This is a genomic window from Cupriavidus sp. 96C5-1 (assembly GCF_057798855.1).
Map to the genome: position 1 here is coordinate 109,328 of NZ_JBYOJU010000028.1, position 18,695 is coordinate 128,022.

An 18,695-nucleotide genomic window follows, 5' to 3' on the forward strand; every position below is an offset into this window, starting at 1 on the left:
TGCTTATGCTCTCAGGTAGAGATTGACGTAGAACTCCCGCTCCTTGGGGAAGGCCAGCACCGCCACCCCGGCACTGGCTTCGATGCGCGCGAGCGTCTGCGCCACGGCGTCCGGGTGCGCGACCGCTAGCACGAACCACAGGTTGAGGTGGTGGGTACGCGCGTAGTGATGGGCAACCTCTGGATGGGCATTGATGGCCGCGATCACGGCTTCCGTGCGCGCGGCCGGCGCGTGGCAGGCGCACAGCACGAAGCGCCCCCCCGCCCGTTCGATCTGGTACAGGGGACCGAAGCGGGTCAGTATCCCGCCATCGAGCATCGCCTGCAGGCGCGCCAGCAGCGTGGCCTCGTCGGTGCCGAGCGCACCGGCTGCATCGGCATAGGGGCGCGGCGTCAGCGGAAAGCCACCTTGCAGGGCGTTGATGATGCGGCGGTCGAGCGCGTCCAGTACTACGGGCGATACCCCGGTGGCCAAAGTGCGGGCTGCGCTCATAGGCTGACCTGCGCGCCGGCATAACGGGTGCCGCGCTGCTTGTAGCACTGGCTGCCCAGCAACACCGCGCGCGGCGCGGCGGCCAGCCCGCATTGCTGGTCGAACAGCGCCAGCGCGGCCTGCAGTTCATCCTCGCTGCGCGTGTGAACCATGGCGAACAGGTTGTATGGCCAATGCGGCAGCCGCCGCGCGCGGCAGTAGCACAGGCTGACCGCGCAGAGCCGCGCCAGGCGCTTGCCCAGCGCATCGACCCGGCCATCCGGCACGTCCCACACGCACATCGCGTTATGGCTGTAGCCAAAGCGCCGATGGTGCAGGATCGCGCCGAAGCGCCGGATCACGCCACAGGCGTGCCACTGGGATAGCCGTGCCAGAACGCGATCCAGCGGCATGCCGCATTGCCGGGACAGCGCGTGATAAGGGCGCGGGGTCAGCGGCAGGCCCGCTTCCAGCGCCGCCACGAGGCGCCAGTCGTCGTCGTCCAGCCGCTGCAGGGGCGGCATCCTGACCGTCGGCCACGATGGCTTGCGGACCTCGCTGCACAGTGGGAAGCCCAGGTCGATGTGGTATTCGCGCTCGAGCGGCAGGTCCAGCGGCGCCTGGCCGGCTTCGGCGCCGATCTCTGCCAGTGCCGCGTCGAGCGCCGCGCGGTGCCGCGCCCCGGCGACAAACCACAGGTTATACGCGTGCCCGTGGCGCGCATAGTTGTGGCTGACGGCGGCATTGGCGCTGATGCGTGCCGCCACCCGGTCCAGCCAGGCCGGCTCCACCTTGAGGGCGGCAAGCGTACTGACGCCGATCGTGTTGGGGGCGAAGACCGCGCCGATGCGGCTGACGCGTCCGGCGCCCAGATCGCGCGCCAGCAGGCCGAGCACGGCCTGTTCGCTCAGGCCGTGCGCCTGGGCCACGCATTGGAAGGGCCGCGGCTGTAGCGGAAAATCCCGCTGGATGTGGTCGTAGAGTTGGCGTTCGTCGTACATGGTCGGTGTGGATCTACATGCCGAAGCGCTGCGCGCGCACGGTGAAAAAGATGCCGCTCGGGTTGTCGGCCGGCAGCGTGGCGAGGCGGGCGAAACTGGCGGTGTCGTAGACCTCGACGCGGTCTTCATCGCGGCATGACAGCCATACCGCTTCCCCCTTGGGCGTGAATTCCATGTGCAGCACGCCCCGGCATGGCTTGATGGTGCGCACCACCTGGCGCGTGGCGGTGTCGATTACCTGCACGGTGTCGTTGTCGGGAAAGGCGAAATTGACCCAGACCTGCCGCCCGTCCGGGCGGGCCATCACGAAGACCGGCTGGCCGGCCAGCGCAACGCGGCCGCTCTCCTGCCATCCGCGCGCCGGATCGGCCACCAGGACTTCGTGGCGCCCTACCGCCGGCAGCCAGGCCTGGCCTTGCGCCATCGCCCAGCCGCGCAGGTGCGGCATCTTGTAGACGGGCAGCCGGGTTTCGCCTCGGCCGTAGCCCGCCAGCACCTTGCGCGCCGCCGGCGGGGTCTGCCACAGGTCCACCAGCGCAAGGCCGTCCTCGCCGAAGAGACCGGCGAGGTACCAGCGGCCATCGGGTGTGACCAGCCCGTCGTATGGCTCGCGGCCGGCGTCGAGCCGGGTGACCTGTGGATGGCGCGGATCGGCTGCGTCGATAATCCAGATCTCGCCGGATTCGAAAAGGCTGGCGGCCAGGCGCCGCCCCGGCAAGTCGGCCAGGCCGACCACCTTGGAGCGGCGGCCGTCGCGGCCGATGGCGGGGATCTCGGCCAGCGGCTCCAGCGTGGCGGCATCGAACAGGCGGATGCCGCCGGGTGCATAGTTCTGCGCTGCCACCACGCTGCCGTCCTGCAGGATGGCGCCGCCGATACTGTTGCCGGCCTGCATCACGCGATGCGTCACGCGCGCGCGCAGCAGGTCCACGCGCGACAGGCCGCCGTCGCGGCCGAAGACATAGGCATAGCGGCCGTCGCGCGAAAACACCACGCTGGCATGCGACAGGTCGCCAAGCCCGGCCACGGTGGCCAGCCGGGTCATGCCCGAGGTTTCCACGACCTGGATGCGGCCGGCGGCGCGCTCGATCACCACGCCCAGGTCACCGGTGCCGCGCATCATCCCGTCCGCCCCGCCGGCGCAGCCAGCCAGGCCGGCGGCAGCCAGGGCGAGCGCGGCGGCCAGCTTCAGCGGGCCGGTCCAGTGCTTGCGGGAGGTAGTACGGCGGGCGCTTCGCCCGCCTGAAGTCGTTCGATCAGCCATGCTGCTTCGTCTTGCGTCATGAAGGGTTGCCAGGGGGGCATCGCGGTGCCGGGGCGGCCTTGCAGCACGGTTGCCACCAGGGCGTCGTGTGGCTTGCCGGCCAGCGCCGCCGCGACGAGCGGCGGCCCCAGGCCGCCACGCAGGGTCATGCCATGGCATGCGCCACAATCGTCGCGCAGCCAGCGCGCCAGCTGCGCCTGCCGTGCCGGCGCCGGAGCGGCGGCCGCGGCGATACCCGCCGCGGTGGCGCAAGCCAGCGCCAGCACCAGCGCGCGCGTGGCCGCCATGGCCCGGCCTACAGGCTGAGTACCCATTTGGCCAGCGTGCCGGCTTCCGCTTCGCTCACGCGGTTGGCCGGCATCGGAATCGGCCCCCACTTGCCGCTGCTGCCCTGCAGGATCGACTGGACCATCTGCGCCTGGCCGTCCTTGCTGCCCCTGTACTTCGCAGCCACGTCCTTGAAAGCCGGCCCCACGAGCTTCTTGTCGACACCGTGGCAGGCCAGGCAGGCCTTGCTGCTGGCCAGCTCGGCGCTGGCGTGCGCGGCCGCCGGCAGGAAGGCGGCGATCAGCGCCGCGGCGATTGCGTTGCTTGCATGCATGTGATTGCTCCGGATTAGTGTCCTGAGTCTGAGATTCGTTGTAGAAACAAGTCAGTCGAGAAGGCGTGGGCGCCTGCGAGCGAAGCGCAGCAAGGCTGAAGCCTTGCGCGCATTGGTGACGACGGATCGCGCGCCTTATCGGCCAACTGATGCAACGATTTTGTGATTGAGGACACTGGCGCTCAGTAGATGTCGTGCTGGGTGTTGAACGCGTTGAACTTGCCGGTGGGCGTGACCAGACGCGGATCCTTGATCACCGTCTTGAGCGCGCGCGTCTTGTCGTCGACCACCACCAGCGCGGATTCACCGTCCTTGGTGCCCCAGACCGAGAACCAGACCTCGTCGCCGGCCTGGTTGTACTCTGCCTGCACCACGCGCTTGGCGCCTTCGCCCTTGAGCTGCGCCCATTGCGCGATCGGCAGCACCTTGTAGCCGTCTTCAAGCTTGCGGGTGTCGAACACCGCGACCGACTGGCTGAGCTTGGGATCCGGATTGAGCGGCGTATCCACCCACAGGTTGTGCGACTTCGGATGCGTCTTGATGAACAGCGAGCCGCCGCCCTGCCCCTGCACGGTTTGCACGACCTTCCACGCCTGCGCCTTGTGGCCGGCCGGGTCGGTCCCGATCAGGCTGACGGTCTCGTCGCCGAGATGGCTGGTGGCCCACACCGGGCCGTACTTCGGATGGACGAAGTTGGCACCGCGCCCGGGATGGGGCGTCTTGCCCACGTCGACCAGCGCAGCCAGCTTGTCTTGCTTGGTGTCGACCACGGCGATCTTGTTGGAGGCATTGGCCGCCACCATGAAGTAGCGCCCGCTCGCATCGAAGCCGCCGTCATGCAGGAACTTGGCCGAGTCGATGGTGGTGGTCTTGAGGTTGTTCAGGTCAGCGTAATTGACCATCAGGATCTTGCCGGTTTCCTTGGCCGTGATCACGAACTCGGGATGGAAGTGGCTGGCCACGATCGAGGCCACGCGCGGCTCCGGATGGTACTCGTTGTCCACCGTCATGCCGCGCGTCGATACCACCTTGAGCGGCTTGAGCGTGTCGCCCTCCATGATCACGTACTGCGGCGGCCAGTAGGTCCCGGCCACCGCGTACTTGTCCTCATAGCCCTTGTACTTGGAGGTCTCCACGGAGCGTGCCTCCAGCCCGACCTTGACCTCGGCGACGATGTCCGGCTTGGGCAGCCACAGGTCGACCAGGTCGATCTTGGCGTCGCGCCCGATCACGTACAGGTAGCGGCCAGAGGCGGACATGCGCGAGATATGCACGGCATAGCCGGTCTTGACGATGGTGATGATCTGCTTGCTGTCGCCGTCGATCAGCGCGACTTCGCCGGCGTCGCGCAGCGTCACCGAAAACAGGTTGTCGAGGTTGTAGGCGTTCATCTTGCGCGTCGGGCGCTGCGCCACCGGCACGACGTCCTTGCGGCTCTTCTCGATGTCGGCCAGCGAGAATTCGGGCGGCGTGGGCGGATCCAGCTGGATATACCGCGCCATCAGGTCCACTTCCGTATCCGACAGGTCGCCCGAGGTGCCCCAGTTGGGCATGCCCGCCGGGCTGCCGTACTTGATGAAGGTCTTCAGGTACTCGGTACCGCGCTCGCGCGTGATGTCCGGAGTCAGAGGCTTGCCGGTCGCGCCTTTGCGCAGCACGCCATGGCAACCGGCGCAGCGTTCGAAGTAGATCTGGCGCGCCTGGTTGAACTCGGCCGGTGTCAGTGCGGGTGCGGCAGCATCGCTAGCTTGCTGCCCCGGCGCGCGGGCTTGCGGGGACACTGCGGTGTCCGCGTGAGTCAGCCCGAGCCAAAGGGAAAGCGGCAGCGCCGCGAGTGCGGGGAACATCCAGGATTTCGCTTTCATATGCTCTTCTTCAGCGAGTTGGGGAAACCGCGAGGCCTTTGTCGCACGTGGCATCGCGCGGCAAAGGCAGTGCACACATCATGTCGAAGAAATGCCGATGCGCGCTTGATTGGCATCAAGCAGTCGGCAAGCTGCTTGCCTATCACTTGATGGCCGCGCGTTCGCGGACCTGACCGGCTCCGTGGCGGCGCCGCCATGAACGCAAAAACAGCCGCGGGGCCGGGAGCCCGGGCGGCTGCTGTTTCAACCAGCGGGTTGCCGCGGCAGAGCCGCCGCAACCCGTGACTTGCCTGATGCCGCGACTGCGCTTAACGTTGCGCGGCGTTCAGGCGCCCTTCCGGCGCGGCCAGCGCCGGTGCCTTGCCGGCGAGGCCGAGCACCACTTGCAGCGCCATCGAGAGCGCGCCGACGATGAACACCACGTCGCCGAAGGTGCGTACCCAGCGCAGCGTCTGCAGGAGGGGCTGCTGCATGAAGGCCTCGCTGCGCGCATACCACAGCCCCTGGCTGGCGCTGGCGTGGAACTGGATGATGCCGATCGGGAACAGGCTGGTGCCGATCATGAGTACCAGGCCGGCGTTGAGGCCCCAGAACGCTGTCTTTGCCAGGCCCTGGTTCAGTACGTAGTGCGGCCGTACATAGCGCAACACCAGCAGCGTGAAGCCCAGCGCCAGGAAACCGTAGACCCCGAACAGCGCCGCATGGGCATGCACCGCAGTAGTATTCAGGCCTTGCACGTAGTACAGCGAGATCGGCGGGTTGATCATGAAGCCGAACACACCGGCGCCCAGCATGTTCCAGAACGCCACGGCAACGAAGCACATCAGCGGCCATTTCAGGTTGGCCATCCACGGTGCGCGGTCCTTCAGGCGCCAGTTTTCCCAGGCTTCATGGCCCAGCACGATCAGCGGTACCACTTCGAGCGCGCTGAAGCTGGCGCCCACCGCCATCACCGGCGTCGTGGTGCCCGCGAAGTAGAGGTGGTGGAAGGTGCCAGGCAGGCCGCCCAGCATGAACAGGGACGCCGATGCCAGGCTGGCCGCGGTGGCCATCGGCCGCGACACCAGGCCAAGCGTGGAGAAGATAAAGGCCAGCGCCGTGGTAGCGAACACCTCGAAGAAGCCCTCGACCCACAGGTGCACCACCCACCAGCGCCAGTACTCCATCACCGACAGATTGGTGCGCTCGCCGTAGAACAGGCCCGCGCCGTAGAACAGGCCGATGGCCACCACGGAGGAAGTCAGCAAGGCCAGCAGGTTCTTGTCGCCGCCCGGCGTGCGCAGCGCCGGCGCGATGGCGCGCAGCATCAGCACCAGCCAGAACAGGATGCCGGCGAACTTGCCGATCTGCCACAGCCGGCCGAGGTCGACGTACTCGTAGCCCTGGTGTCCCAGCCAGAAGTTGAGGTTCTCGGGCATGATCTGCGCGATCGCCAGGTAGTTGCCGGTGAACGAGCCCACGACGACGACGACCAAGGCCCAGAACAGCACGTCCACGCCAAGCTTCTGGTACTTCGGGTCCTTGCCGCCGTTGATGAGCGGCGCCAGGAACAGGCCGGCAGCCAGAAAGCCGGTGGCGATCCAGAACAGCGCGCTCTGGATGTGCCAGGTGCGCATCAGCGTGTACGGGAACCACTTCGACAGTTCGAGGCCGTAGAATTTCTGCCCCTCCACCGTGTAGTGCGCCGTCAGGCCGCCGATCATCACCTGGAACACGAACAGCGCCACCACCAGGAACAGGTATTTGCCCAAGGCGCGTTGCGACGGCGTGAGCGCGAACGTCGTGAGCGGATCGTGCGCAGCCACGGCGGGCGGCGCCTCCTCATGCCCGCGCAGGAATGACCAGGCCCACACCAGGAAGCCGACGCCCGCCAGCAGGACCACCACGCTGGCGATGGACCAGATGATGTTCTCGCTGGTGGGCTGGTTGCCGATCAGCGGCTCGTGCGGCCAGTTATTGGTGTAGGTGGCGGTCAGGCCGGGGCGCTCGGTGGCGGCGGCCCATGCGGTCCAGAAGAAGAAGTGGGTCAGCTTTATGCGCCGTTCGGCGCTGGGCAGCGTGTTCTCCTTCATGGCGAAGCTCTCGCGGCTCTTGCGCAGCTCCGGTGCGTCGGAGAACAGCTGTTCGTAGTAGGCGGCGGTGGCGGCCATGGCCTGCGCGCGCCGCTTGGAGACGGTGAGCACGCCGCTGTCCTGGTCGACGCGGTTGCTACGGTACTCGGCACGCAGCTGCTCGCGCAGCGCGGCCTGTGCCGGCCCGTCGAGGCTGGCATAGGCCCGGGCGTAGGTATCCTGCGCAGCCAGGTCGAGCCAGGCGGTCAGCTCGCGGTGCAGCCAGTCGGCGGTCCAGTCCGGCGCCTGGTAGGCGCCGTGGCCCCAGATCGAGCCGAGCTGCATGCCGCCGACGGACTGCCAGGCAGTCTGGCCGTCGAGGATATCGTCCTTGCTGAACAGGGCCTTGCCGTCAGCGGTAACGACTTGCTGCGGAATCGGCGGCGCCTTGCGGTAGACCTCGGTGCCGTAGTAGCCAAGCAGCGCAAACGTGACCGCCAGAACGGCGATCAGGGTGAACCAGAGTCTTTTGTATTGTCCCATGATGGGGTCTCGCTGTGATTCGTGTGCCTGTCGCGGTTGGGTCAGGCGTGGGCCGGGGCGGCTTGCTCGGCGTTGTCGAACAGGATGTTGTTCTCGAGATGGATGTGTTCCATCAGGTCTTCGCGGAAGGTGCGCAGCCCCAGGTACAGCGCGCGCCAGGTGTTGCAGGCGGCGCGGGGCAAGGTGATGTCATTGGTCAATAGATTGAGATGCTGCAGCGCCTGCCCGTGCTCGTCGTGTTCCATGCGCATGACCGTGATGGGGCCGCCCGCCATGTTGCCGGCTTCACGTGCAAGCAGCGGGAACAGGATCTGCTCTTCCTTCTGCATATGGCTCTCCAGCTCCTGCTGCATGACCCCGAGGTGATCCGCCAGGCCGAGCGGGCAATCCTGGCGGTCGCCATGCACCTGCTCCACCCGGCGCGCCAGGCGGATCAGCTCGGGCAGTTGCTGGCGATGCACCTCGTGGTAGCGCGCCAGGATGTGGACGATCAGGTCGGCCGCGGACGCGGCGCCCCAATCGCGGCCGTCGCGCTGCGCCTGGGCTTGCAGCGACAGCAGGCGTGCCTCGATGGCCTGCGCATCCAGGCCCGCGGCTTGCGCGGCCTCGCCCAGGCTCTGCTTGCCGCCACAGCAGAAATCCAGCTGGTAGTCGTGAAACACCCGGGTGGCGCCGGGAATCTGGCGGGCAAGCTGGCCCAGCGATTGATCGGTCATGCTCATGATGTTCTCCTGTTCAAGATGTGCATCATTCACATAGCGAAACCCGTGCCTGAAAAATTAATTAAAAAAATCAACAGCTTGGTTTTTTGACGGTATTATTTACCCTTGCAAAATGAAGGTGAAAAACACCATAAAGGGTTTAATTAACCATGATGGAGAACCTTCTGCTCACGGACCTCGTCGCCGACCTTCCCCAGGCCGTGCGGCTGCAGCGCCTGGTTGGCAGCCTGCGTGCCCATTTCCGCTGCGGCGCCGTCGCGCTGCTGCAACTCGAAGAGGATCAGCTGCGCCCGGTGGCGATCGACGGGCTGGTGCGCGATGCCCTCGGGCGGCGTTTCGCGGTGGGCCTGCATCCGCGCCTGGCCGCCATCCTGGCCAGGCGCGGCGTGACCTGCTTCCACCATGACAGCATGCTGCCCGACCCCTACGACGGGCTGATCGACGAGCACGTGGGCGAGCCTCTGCCTGTGCATGACTGCATGGGAACGAGCCTGCATGTGGAAGGCCAGCCGTGGGGCGTGCTGACGCTGGACGCGCTGACGGTCGGCACCTTTGGCGACGAGGCGCAGGCCGATTTGCGGCAAATGACGGTAGTCGTCGAGGCGGCCATCCGCACGACACGGCTGGAAGCCGAGATCCGCGCGCTGCGGCTCACGCGAGGCGAAGCGCCGCTGGGCGACGCGGCCCGGGACGATGGCGAGATCATCGGCCAGAGCGAGGCGATCAGCCGCCTGCTGCACGAGCTCACGGTGGTGGCCGACTCGGAGCTGCCGGTGCTGCTGTTGGGGGAAACCGGCGTGGGCAAGGAGCTGTTCGCGCACCGGCTGCACCGGCTTTCGCGGCGGCGTGCCCAGCCGCTGATCCATGTCAACTGCGCGGCGTTACCTGAGTCGCTGGCCGAGAGCGAGCTGTTCGGCCACGCCAAGGGCGCGTTCTCGGGAGCGGTGGGCGAAAGGCCGGGCCGCTTCGAGGCGGCCGACGGCGGTACGCTGTTTCTTGACGAGGTGGGCGAGCTTCCCCTCTCGATCCAGGCCAAGCTGCTGCGCACCTTGCAGAACGGCGAGCTCCAGCGCCTGGGTTCCGACCGGCCGCGCCGGGTTGACGTGCGCATCATCGCGGCCACCAACCGCAGCTTGCGCGATCACGTGCGCGACGGCTCTTTCCGCGCCGACCTGTATCACCGGCTCTCGGTCTACCCGATCCCGATTCCGCCGCTGCGCGAGCGCGGCAACGACGTGCTGCTGCTGGCGGGCCGGATGCTGGAACTCAACCGCGCCCGGCTGGGCCTGCGCAGCCTGCGCTTGTCCGGCGCGGCCGAGGCTGCGCTGCGCCGCTACCCTTGGCCGGGCAATGTGCGCGAACTGGAGCATGTGATCAGCCGGGCGGCGCTCAAGACCGTCAGCCGCGGCGCGAACCGCAACGACATCGTCACCCTGGAGGCGGAACTCCTCGACCTCGACGGGCTGGAGCCTGCACCGGCCGGCGCGGCCGCCCCGCCGCCAATCGCCGCGCCGGATGCATTCGCGCCCTCGGCCGCAACCCTGCGCGACGCGGTGGACCAATGCCAGCGGCACTGCATCGAGCAGGCACTGGCCGCGCAGGGCGGCAACTGGGCGCAGGCCGCCCGCCAGTTGGGCGTGGACGCGAGCAACCTGCACAAACTCGCGCGCCGGCTCGGCGTCAAGCATGACGACAGGCCGCACCGGTTAGCGCGCTGAACGCAACCCGCCAGGCGGCCTGACACCCTTTTCCGCAGCGCCGTGGGCGCCCCCCGGCCGGGCCCCCCCCCCCCAAGGGACAAACGACACCCGCCCCCCCACATGTGCTGCCGGCGAATGGTCAACCGCGGCCGCGCTCTCTACGCTGGGAGCCGATCGTCATTGTTGACACAGGAGCATGGCCATGGCCACTCAACCCCTCCCGCACGAACCTGTGCCGCGTCGCGCCTATGCGGTACTGGCGTCCAGCACCTTCGCCTTCACCATCTGCTTTGCCATATGGATGATGTTTGCCGTGCTGGGCATTCCCATCAAGCAGCAACTCGGCTTGTCCGAAACCCAGTTCGGCCTGCTGGCCGCCACGCCCGTGCTCAGCGGCGCGCTGGTCCGCGTGCCGCTGGGCATCTGGACCGACCGCTACGGCGGCCGCATCGTCTTCTTTGTGCTGATGCTGGTCACGGTCATCCCGATCTGGATGATCTCGCATGCCACCACGCTCCCGCAGTTGCTTGTCCTGGGCTTGTTCGTGGGCCTGGCGGGCGGCTCGTTCTCGGTCGGCACGCCCTATGTGGCGCGCTGGTTTCCGCGCTCCCGCCAGGGCCTGGCCATGGGCATATTCGGCGCCGGCAACTCCGGCTCGGCCTTGACCAAGTTCGTCGCCCCGGCACTGATCGTTGCCGCCGGTGGCAGCTGGACCGTGGTGCCGCGCGTGTACGCGATCGCCATGCTGGTCACGGCGGTGCTGTTCTGGGTGTTCTCATCCAGCAATCCCGCCCACCGCGTGAAGTCCTCGGCTGGTTTGCGGGCCCAGTTCGCCATGCTGCGCGACCCGCGGGTCTGGCGCTACTCGCAGTATTACTCGGTGGTGTTCGGCGGCTATGTCGGCCTGTCGCTGTGGATGACCAAGTACTACATCGGCGAGTACGGCTTCGACATCAAGATCGCCGCCCTGCTGGCGGCCTGCTTCTCGCTGCCGGGCGGCGTGCTGCGCGCCATCGGCGGCTGGATCTCGGACCGCTACGGCGCGCACCGCACCACCTGGTGGGTGATGTGGGTGTGCTGGGTGGCGTTCTTCCTCCTCAGCTACCCGCAGACCGATTTCATCATCCACACCGCGCGCGGCCCGCAGGCCTTCCATATCGGCCTGTCGGCGCTGCCGTTCACCGCACTGCTCTTTATCGTCGGCATTGCCATGGCGGTGGGCAAGGCGTCGGTGTTCAAGTTCATCGCCAACGATTTCGGCCATAACCTCGGCGCCGTCTCCGGCGTGGTGGGGCTGGCCGGCGGCCTGGGCGGCTTCATCCTGCCGGTGCTGTTCGGCCTGCTGGCGGACCTGAGCGGCGTGCGCAGCAGCTGCTTCATGCTGATGTACGGCACCGTCTGCGTGAGCCTGGTGTGGATGCACTACAGCCAGCGCGGCAAGGGCGCAGACGCCGGCCAGCGCGTGCTGGCGGCACAGCCGGCCTGAATCGGCGCTCCGCCTTCCCTATTCCACATTTCCCTGTTCCTCATTCCTCATTCCTCTATCCGACACATAGGACAGTCATGTCTAGTTCCGTACTAACCCGCTGGGAGCCTGAAAGCAAGACCTTCTGGCGCACCCACGGCGAGCGCATCGCCTACCGCAACCTGTGGATCTCGATCCTCGCCTTGATGCTGGCCTTCGCGATCTGGATGCTATGGAGCGTGGTGGCGGTCAACCTGGACCGCGCCGGCTTCCGCTTCAGCAAGAACCAGCTGTTCTGGCTCACCGCGCTGCCCGCGCTCTCGGGTGCCACGCTGCGCATCTTCTACGCCTTCCTGGTGCCGATCTTCGGCGGCCGGCGTTTCACGGCGATCTCCACCGCCACCCTGTTGGTGCCGGCGCTGGGCATGGGGTTCGCGCTGCGCGACCCCACCACGAGCTATCCCACCTTGCTGGTGCTGGCGCTGCTGTGCGGATTCGGCGGCGCCAACTTCAGCTCCTCGATGTCCAATATCAGTTTCTTCTTTCCCAAGGCCAAGAAGGGCCTGGCGACCGGGCTCAATGCCGGCATCGGCAACCTGGGCGTATCGGTGGTGCAGTTCCTGACCCCGCTGGTGGTTTCCGTGGGGCTGTTCGGCGCCTTTGGCGGTGACGCCCAGACCTACCAGGCCGGCGAGGTGAGCAAGAGCCTGTGGCTGCAGAACGCCGGCTTCATCTGGGTGCCGTTCATCCTGGCCGCGACCCTCGCCGCGTGGTTCGGCATGAACGACATCGCCGATGCGCGTGCCTCGTTCGCCGACCAGGCGGTGATCTTCAAGCGCAAGCACAACTGGCTGATGTGCTGGCTGTATGTGGGCACCTTCGGCTCGTTCATCGGCTTCTCGGCCGGTTTTGCGCTGCTCACCAAGTCACAGTTCCCAGGGGTGAACCCCACCGCCTATGCCTTCCTCGGGCCCCTGGTGGGTGCGCTGATGCGGCCGGTGGGCGGCTGGGTGTCGGACAAGCTCGGCGGGGCGCGGGTCACCCTGTGGAGCTTCGTGGCGATGATTGCCGCCGTGTTCGGCGTGCTGGCCACGCTGCCGCACGACGGCGCCGGCGGCAGCTTCCAGGGTTTCCTGGCGGCGTTCGTGGTGCTGTTCGCGCTGACCGGCATCGGCAATGGCTCGACCTTCCGCATGATCCCGGTGATCTTCCTGACCGAACGCCAGCGCGCCGCGCGCGGCAAGGACGAGGCGGCGCAAAAGCAGGCGCTGCTGGACGCCGGCAAGGAATCGGCCGCGGTGCTGGGCTTTTCCGGCGCCATTGGCGCCTACGGCGGCTTCTTCATTCCCAAGAGCTTCGGCACCTCGCTGGAGCTGACCGGCTCGGCGGACGCGGCGCTGTACTGCTTCGTGGCCTTCTATGTGAGCTGCGTGCTGGTGACCTGGTGGTACTACGCACGCAAGCATGCACCCATGCCCTGCTGAACGGCGCCGGCCGGCCTAGTTCTTCCGAACTAGGCGGCCGCGGCCGAACTAGCCCGAGCGCATCGCGCCCTACTCCTCCACCAGCGAATGGGCGCCGCCGGGCCTGGCCGATAAGCTTGGAACATCCCTGGACCGATTGCCCGACGGTCAGCAAAAGCACTCGCGGAGAACAACTATGAGCCATTTTCTGGATCGACTGAAATTCATGTCCCGCGTCAAGTCCACCTTCGCGGGTGGACACGGCGCCGTGGTGGACGAGGACCGCCGGTGGGAGAACGGGTACCGCAGCCGCTGGCAGCACGACAAGATCGTGCGCTCCACCCACGGCGTGAACTGCACGGGTTCGTGCTCCTGGAAGGTCTACGTCAAGAACGGACTGATCACCTGGGAAACGCAGCAGACCGACTATCCGCGCACCCGCCCCGACCTGCCCAACCACGAGCCGCGCGGCTGCCCGCGCGGCGCCTCGTACAGCTGGTACGTCTACTCGGCGCAACGCGTGAAGTACCCGATGATCCGCGGCCGCCTGATGGAGATGTGGCGCGAAGCCCGCAAGACCATGGATCCCGTGGCCGCCTGGGCCTCGATCAGCCAGGACCCGGTCAAGGCCAAGCGCTACAAGAGCGTGCGCGGCCTGGGCGGCTTCGTGCGGGCCGACTGGGACACCGCCACGGAGATGATTGCGGCAGCCAATGCCTTTACCATCAAACGCTTCGGCCCGGACCGCGTGGTCGGGTTCTCGCCGATTCCGGCCATGTCGATGGTGTCCTACGCCGCCGGGGCGCGCTACCTGAGCCTGCTGGGCGGGGTCTGCCTGTCATTCTATGACTGGTACTGCGACCTGCCGCCGGCCAGCCCGCAAGTCTGGGGCGAGCAGACCGACGTGCCGGAATCGGCCGACTGGTACAACTCCACCTACCTGATGGTATGGGGTTCCAACGTGCCGCAGACGCGCACCCCGGACGCCCACTTCTACACCGAAGTCCGCTACAAAGGCACCAAGACGGTGGCGGTATCGTCCGACTTCGGCGAGATGGTCAAGTTCGGCGATATCTGGCTGACGCCCACGCAAGGCACCGATGCCGCCCTGGCCATGGCCATGGGCCATGTGGTGCTGAAGGAGTTCCATCTGAACGGGCGCTCCGCTTATTTCCGCGACTACATCAAGCAGTACACCGACATGCCGATGCTGGTGCTGCTGCGGGATAACGGCGGCACGCTGGTGCCCGACCACTTCCTGCGTGCCTCCCACCTCGCCGGCGCCCGCGGCGAAGCCAACAATCCTGAATGGAAAACGCTGGTGATCGACAGTGCCAGCGGCGACTTCGCGGTCCCCAACGGCACCATCGGCTTTCGCTGGGGCGAGGCCGCGCACAACGGCGGCGAGAAGGTAGGCCGCTGGAACCTGGAGATGAAGGACGGCGGCAACGGACAGGCGCTTGACCCCCTGCTCTCGCTGATGGCGGCCGGGCACGAGGTGGCCGAAGTCGGTTTCCCGTACTTCGGCGCGGAGCACGATGCCCTGCTCAAGCGCCGCGTGCCCGCCAGGCGCATCACGCTGGCCGATGGCAGCAGCGCCCTGGTGGCCACGGTCTATGACCTGCAGATGGCCAACTACGGCGTGGACCAGGGCCTGGGCGGCGACAATGTGGCCACGTCCTTCGACGACGATGTGCCCTACACGCCGGCCTGGCAGGAAAAACACACCACGGTGCCGCGCCATCTGGTGATACAGGTAGCGCGCGAGTTCGCCGACAACGCCGATCGCACCCAGGGCAAGAGCATGGTGATCGTCGGTGCCGGGCTCAACCACTGGTACCACAACGACATGATCTACCGCGGCATCATCAACCTGCTGATGATGTGCGGCTGCGTGGGCAAGAGCGGCGGCGGCTGGGCGCACTACGTGGGCCAGGAAAAGCTGCGCCCGCAATTCGGCTGGGCACCGCTGGCCTTTGGCCTGGACTGGTCGCGCCCGCCGCGCCAGATGAACGGCACCTCGTTCTTCTACAGCCACACCAGCCAGTGGCGCCACGAAAAGCTTGCCGTGGACGAGATCCTTGCGCCGACCGCGGACAAGGCCAAGTACGAGAACCTCTCGCTGCTGGACCTCAACGCCCGCTCCGAGCGCATGGGCTGGCTGCCCTCGGCGCCGCAACTAAGCAGCAATCCGCTCGATGTCGCCGATGCCGCCGCGGCGGCTGGCCAGGATCCTGTCGCCTATACGGTCGAACAGCTGAAGTCCGGCGGGCTGCAGTTCGCCTGCGACGACCCCGACAACCCGGAGAACTTCCCGCGCAATATGTTCGTGTGGCGCTCGAATATCCTGGGCAGCTCGGGCAAGGGCCATGAGTACTTCCTCAAGTACCTGCTCGGCACCCAGAACGCCGTGTTCGGCGACGAGGCGGACGCCATCACGCCGAGCGAGGTCAAGGTGCGCCCCGCCGCCGAGGGCAAGCTCGACCTGCTGACCGTGCTCGATTTCCGCATGAGCACCACCTGCCTGTACGGCGATATCGTGCTGCCGACCGCCACCTGGTACGAGAAGGACGATCTCAACACCTCCGACATGCATCCCTTCATCCATCCCTTGTCGGAGGCGGTGCAGCCGCTGTGGGAGAGCCGTACGGACTGGGAAATCTACAAGGCGATCGCCAAGAAGTTCAGCGAAATCGGCGGCGCCCACCTGGGCACCCGCCAGGACCTGGTCTGCAGCCCCTTGCTGCATGACACGCCGGGTGAACTGGCGCAGCCGTTCGAGCCCAAGGACTGGAAGCGCGGCGAATGCGAGCTGATTCCCGGCAAGACCGCGCCATCGATGACCGTGGTCGAGCGCAACTATGCCGATATCTACAAGAAGTTCACCTCGATCGGGCCGCTGCTCGACAAGCACGGCAACGGCGGCAAGGGCATCAACTGGGATACCCGCCACGAAGTCAAGGAAATCGGCGCGCTCAGCAAGACGGTCGACGAACCCGGCGTGAGCCAGGGGCGGCCGCGGCTGGATACCGCCATCGACGCCGCCGAGATGATCCTGACTTTCGCGCCGGAAACCAACGGCCATGTCGCGGTGAAGGCATGGGAAGCGCTGTCGGCCATCACCGGGCGCGACCACGCCCACCTGGCCACCGGGCGCGAGCATGACAAGATCCGCTTCCGCGACGTCCAGGTGCAGCCGCGCAAGATCATCTCCGCGCCGACCTGGTCCGGCCTGGAGTCCGAGGAAGTCAGCTACAACGCGGGCTACACCAATGTCCACGAGCTGATCCCCTGGCGCACCCTGACCGGCCGCCAGCAGTTCTACCAGGATCATCGCTGGATGCTGGATTTTGGCGAAGGCAACTGCGTCTACAAGCCCGCCATCGACACCAAGACCATCGCGCCGATGCTGGGTGCCAGGCCCAACGGCAATGCCGAACTGGTGCTGAACTGGATCACGCCGCACCAGAAGTGGGGCATCCACTCCACCTATTCGGACAACCTGCGCATGCTGACGCTGTCGCGCGGCGGGCCGCATGTCTGGATCTCGGAAGCCGAGGCCAAGGCCAACGGCATCCGCGACAACGACTGGGTGGAAGTCTTCAACGTCAATGGGACGCTGACCGCGCGGGTGGTGGTTTCGCAGCGGGTCCCCAAGGGGATGTGCCTGATGTACCACGCCCAGGAGAAGATCGTGAACGTGCCCGGCGCCGAAACCAGCGGCATGCGCGGCGGCATCCATAACTCGGTGACCCGCACGGTGACCAAGCCCACCCACATGATCGGCGGCTACGCGCAGCTGGCATACGGTTTCAACTATTACGGCACCGTCGGCAGCAACCGCGACGAGTTCGTGATCCTGCGCAAGATGAACAAGGTCGACTGGCTGGAAGGCCCGCTGGTGGAAAAACAAGCGAAGGAAGGAGCTGAGCAATGAAAATCCGCGCCCAGGTAGCCATGGTCCTGAACCTGGACAAGTGCATTGGCTGCCATACCTGCTCGATTACGTGCAAGAACGTCTGGACTAGCCGCGACGGCGTGGAATACGCCTGGTTCAACAATGTCGAGACCAAGCCCGGCATCGGTTATCCCAAGGAATGGGAGAACCAGGACAAGTGGCATGGCGGCTGGACGCGCAATGCCGCCGGCAAGCTCGAACCGCGCCAGGGCAGCAAGCTGGGCATCCTGGCGAAACTGTTCACCAATCCCAACCTGCCGCAGATCGACGAATACTACGAGCCGTTCACCTACGACTACGAGCACCTGCAGAAGGCGCCGCTGGTGCAGACGCCGCCCACTGCCCGCCCGGTGTCGGTGCTGACCGGCAAGAAGATGGAAAAGATCGAATGGGGCCCGAACTGGGAGGACGATCTTGGCGGCGAGTTCAGCGCGCGCAGCAAGGACAAGCTGTTCGAAGACGTCCAGAAGGAGATGTACTCGACCTTCGAGAACACCTTCATGATGTACCTGCCGCGCCTGTGCGAGCATTGCCTGAACCCGACCTGCGTAGCCTCCTGCCCGTCCGGCTCGATCTACAAGCGCGAGGACGACGGCATCGTGCTGGTCGACCAGGACAAATGCCGCGGCTGGCGCATGTGCATCTCCGGGTGCCCGTACAAGAAGATCTACTACAACTGGCAAAGCGGCAAGGCCGAGAAATGCCTGTTCTGCTATCCCCGCATCGAAGCGGGCCAGCCTACCGTCTGCGCGGAAACCTGCGTCGGCCGGATCCGCTACCTGGGCGTGATGCTGTACGACGCCGACCGCATCCAGGCAGCCGCCTCGGTGGAGAACCCGCAGGATCTCTACCAGTCGCAGCTGGACATCTTCCTGGATCCGCACGATCCGGCCGTCCAGGCCGAAGCGCTGCGCCAGGGCATTGCGCAAAGCTGGCTGGACGCCGCGCGCAAGTCGCCGGTGTACAAGATGGCCTGCGAATGGAAGGTGGCCTTCCCGCTGCATCCCGAGTACCGCACGCTGCCGATGGTGTGGTACATCCCGCCGCTGTCGCCGATCCAGTCGGCCGCCGAGGCTGGCCACATGGGCATGAACGGCGTGATCCCGGACGTGAAGAGCCTGCGCATCCCGGTCAAGTACCTGGCCAACCTGCTGACCGCGGGGGAAGTCGCGCCGGTGCTGAAAGCGCTTGAACGCATGCTGGCCATGCGCGCCTACAAGCGCTCGGAAGTGGTGGACGACGTGCAGGACCTGGCTGTGCTGGAGCAGGTCGGCCTCACGCCGGCACAGGTGGAGGACATGTACCAGATCATGGCGATCGCCAACTATGAGGATCGTTTCGTGATCCCGTCCTCGCACAAGGAAATGGTGGAGGACAGCTTCAACGACAAGGCAAGCTGCGGCTTCACCTTCGGCAACGGCTGCTCGGGCGGGACCTCGGACGGCTCCCTGTTCGGCAAGAAGCCGCAAGGCAGCGTGATGTTCGCGGACATGCCGAAATCGCGCAAGAAGGCCATGGCGACATGACCGGCGCCTGACTTCCCGCCCCGCTCCCGCCGGCAAACGGGAGCGGCCGGCATCCGCACTTTCGC

Annotated in this window: 13 protein-coding genes; 5 read left to right on the forward strand and 8 right to left on the reverse strand. The window is 66.5% G+C overall.

The genetic code is table 11. The features are described from left to right. Positions 1–3 precede the first annotated feature (3 nt). The 8 genes from AC3FOF_RS26940 to ytfE all read right to left on the reverse strand — a co-directional run bounded on the left by AC3FOF_RS26940 (position 4) and on the right by ytfE (position 8,518). Positions 4–492 (reverse strand): Lrp/AsnC family transcriptional regulator, encoded by a 489-nt coding sequence (locus AC3FOF_RS26940; protein ID WP_488728343.1) that lies wholly within the window; start codon positions 490–492, stop codon positions 4–6. Continuing rightward, positions 489–1,472 carry a siroheme decarboxylase subunit beta gene (gene ahbB / locus AC3FOF_RS26945; protein ID WP_488728344.1) on the reverse strand — a complete coding sequence of 328 codons (984 nt, stop codon included), beginning with the start codon at positions 1,470–1,472 and terminating at the stop codon, positions 489–491. Before ahbB ends, AC3FOF_RS26940 begins: the two co-directional genes overlap by 4 nt. Positions 1,473–1,485: 13 nt before the next feature. Next, entirely contained in the window at positions 1,486–2,736 is a 1,251-nt protein-coding gene (locus AC3FOF_RS26950; RefSeq protein ID WP_276263551.1) for a cytochrome D1 domain-containing protein, read from the reverse strand. Beyond that, positions 2,661–3,050, reverse strand: coding sequence for a c-type cytochrome (locus AC3FOF_RS26955; protein WP_488728345.1), 390 nt, complete (start codon positions 3,048–3,050; stop codon positions 2,661–2,663). Before AC3FOF_RS26955 ends, AC3FOF_RS26950 begins: the two co-directional genes overlap by 76 nt. After that, positions 3,032–3,337, reverse strand: coding sequence for a c-type cytochrome (locus AC3FOF_RS26960; protein WP_017230997.1), 306 nt, complete (start codon positions 3,335–3,337; stop codon positions 3,032–3,034). Before AC3FOF_RS26960 ends, AC3FOF_RS26955 begins: the two co-directional genes overlap by 19 nt. Positions 3,338–3,519: 182 nt before the next feature. Beyond that, entirely contained in the window at positions 3,520–5,202 is a 1,683-nt protein-coding gene (locus tag AC3FOF_RS26965) for a nitrite reductase (protein ID WP_035818480.1), read from the reverse strand. A gap of 308 nt (positions 5,203–5,510) precedes the next feature. Then, a complete protein-coding gene (locus AC3FOF_RS26970; RefSeq protein ID WP_017230995.1) occupies positions 5,511–7,796 on the reverse strand; it encodes a nitric-oxide reductase large subunit in 2,286 nt (761 codons plus the stop codon). Positions 7,797–7,837: 41 nt separating this feature from the next. Then, positions 7,838–8,518, reverse strand: coding sequence for an iron-sulfur cluster repair protein YtfE (ytfE, locus tag AC3FOF_RS26975; RefSeq protein ID WP_276263750.1), 681 nt, complete (start codon positions 8,516–8,518; stop codon positions 7,838–7,840). A gap of 149 nt (positions 8,519–8,667) precedes the next feature. Between ytfE and norR the strand changes: the two genes are divergently transcribed. From norR to narH, 5 genes are all read left to right on the forward strand, one after another. Further along, on the forward strand, positions 8,668–10,236 hold the full coding sequence (norR, locus tag AC3FOF_RS26980; RefSeq protein ID WP_276263751.1) for a nitric oxide reductase transcriptional regulator NorR: 1,569 nt from the start codon (positions 8,668–8,670) through the stop codon (positions 10,234–10,236). Positions 10,237–10,420: 184 nt separating this feature from the next. Further along, entirely contained in the window at positions 10,421–11,704 is a 1,284-nt protein-coding gene (locus AC3FOF_RS26985) for an MFS transporter (protein ID WP_017223978.1), read from the forward strand. 77 nt (positions 11,705–11,781) lie between these two features. After that, positions 11,782–13,167, forward strand: coding sequence for a NarK family nitrate/nitrite MFS transporter (locus tag AC3FOF_RS26990; RefSeq protein WP_017223979.1), 1,386 nt, complete (start codon positions 11,782–11,784; stop codon positions 13,165–13,167). 175 nt (positions 13,168–13,342) lie between these two features. Beyond that, positions 13,343–17,083 carry a nitrate reductase subunit alpha gene (locus tag AC3FOF_RS26995; RefSeq protein WP_276263774.1) on the forward strand — a complete coding sequence of 1,247 codons (3,741 nt, stop codon included), beginning with the start codon at positions 13,343–13,345 and terminating at the stop codon, positions 17,081–17,083. After that, positions 17,080–18,630 carry a nitrate reductase subunit beta gene (gene narH, locus AC3FOF_RS27000; RefSeq protein ID WP_017223981.1) on the forward strand — a complete coding sequence of 517 codons (1,551 nt, stop codon included), beginning with the start codon at positions 17,080–17,082 and terminating at the stop codon, positions 18,628–18,630. Before AC3FOF_RS26995 ends, narH begins: the two co-directional genes overlap by 4 nt. Positions 18,631–18,695 lie beyond the last annotated feature (65 nt).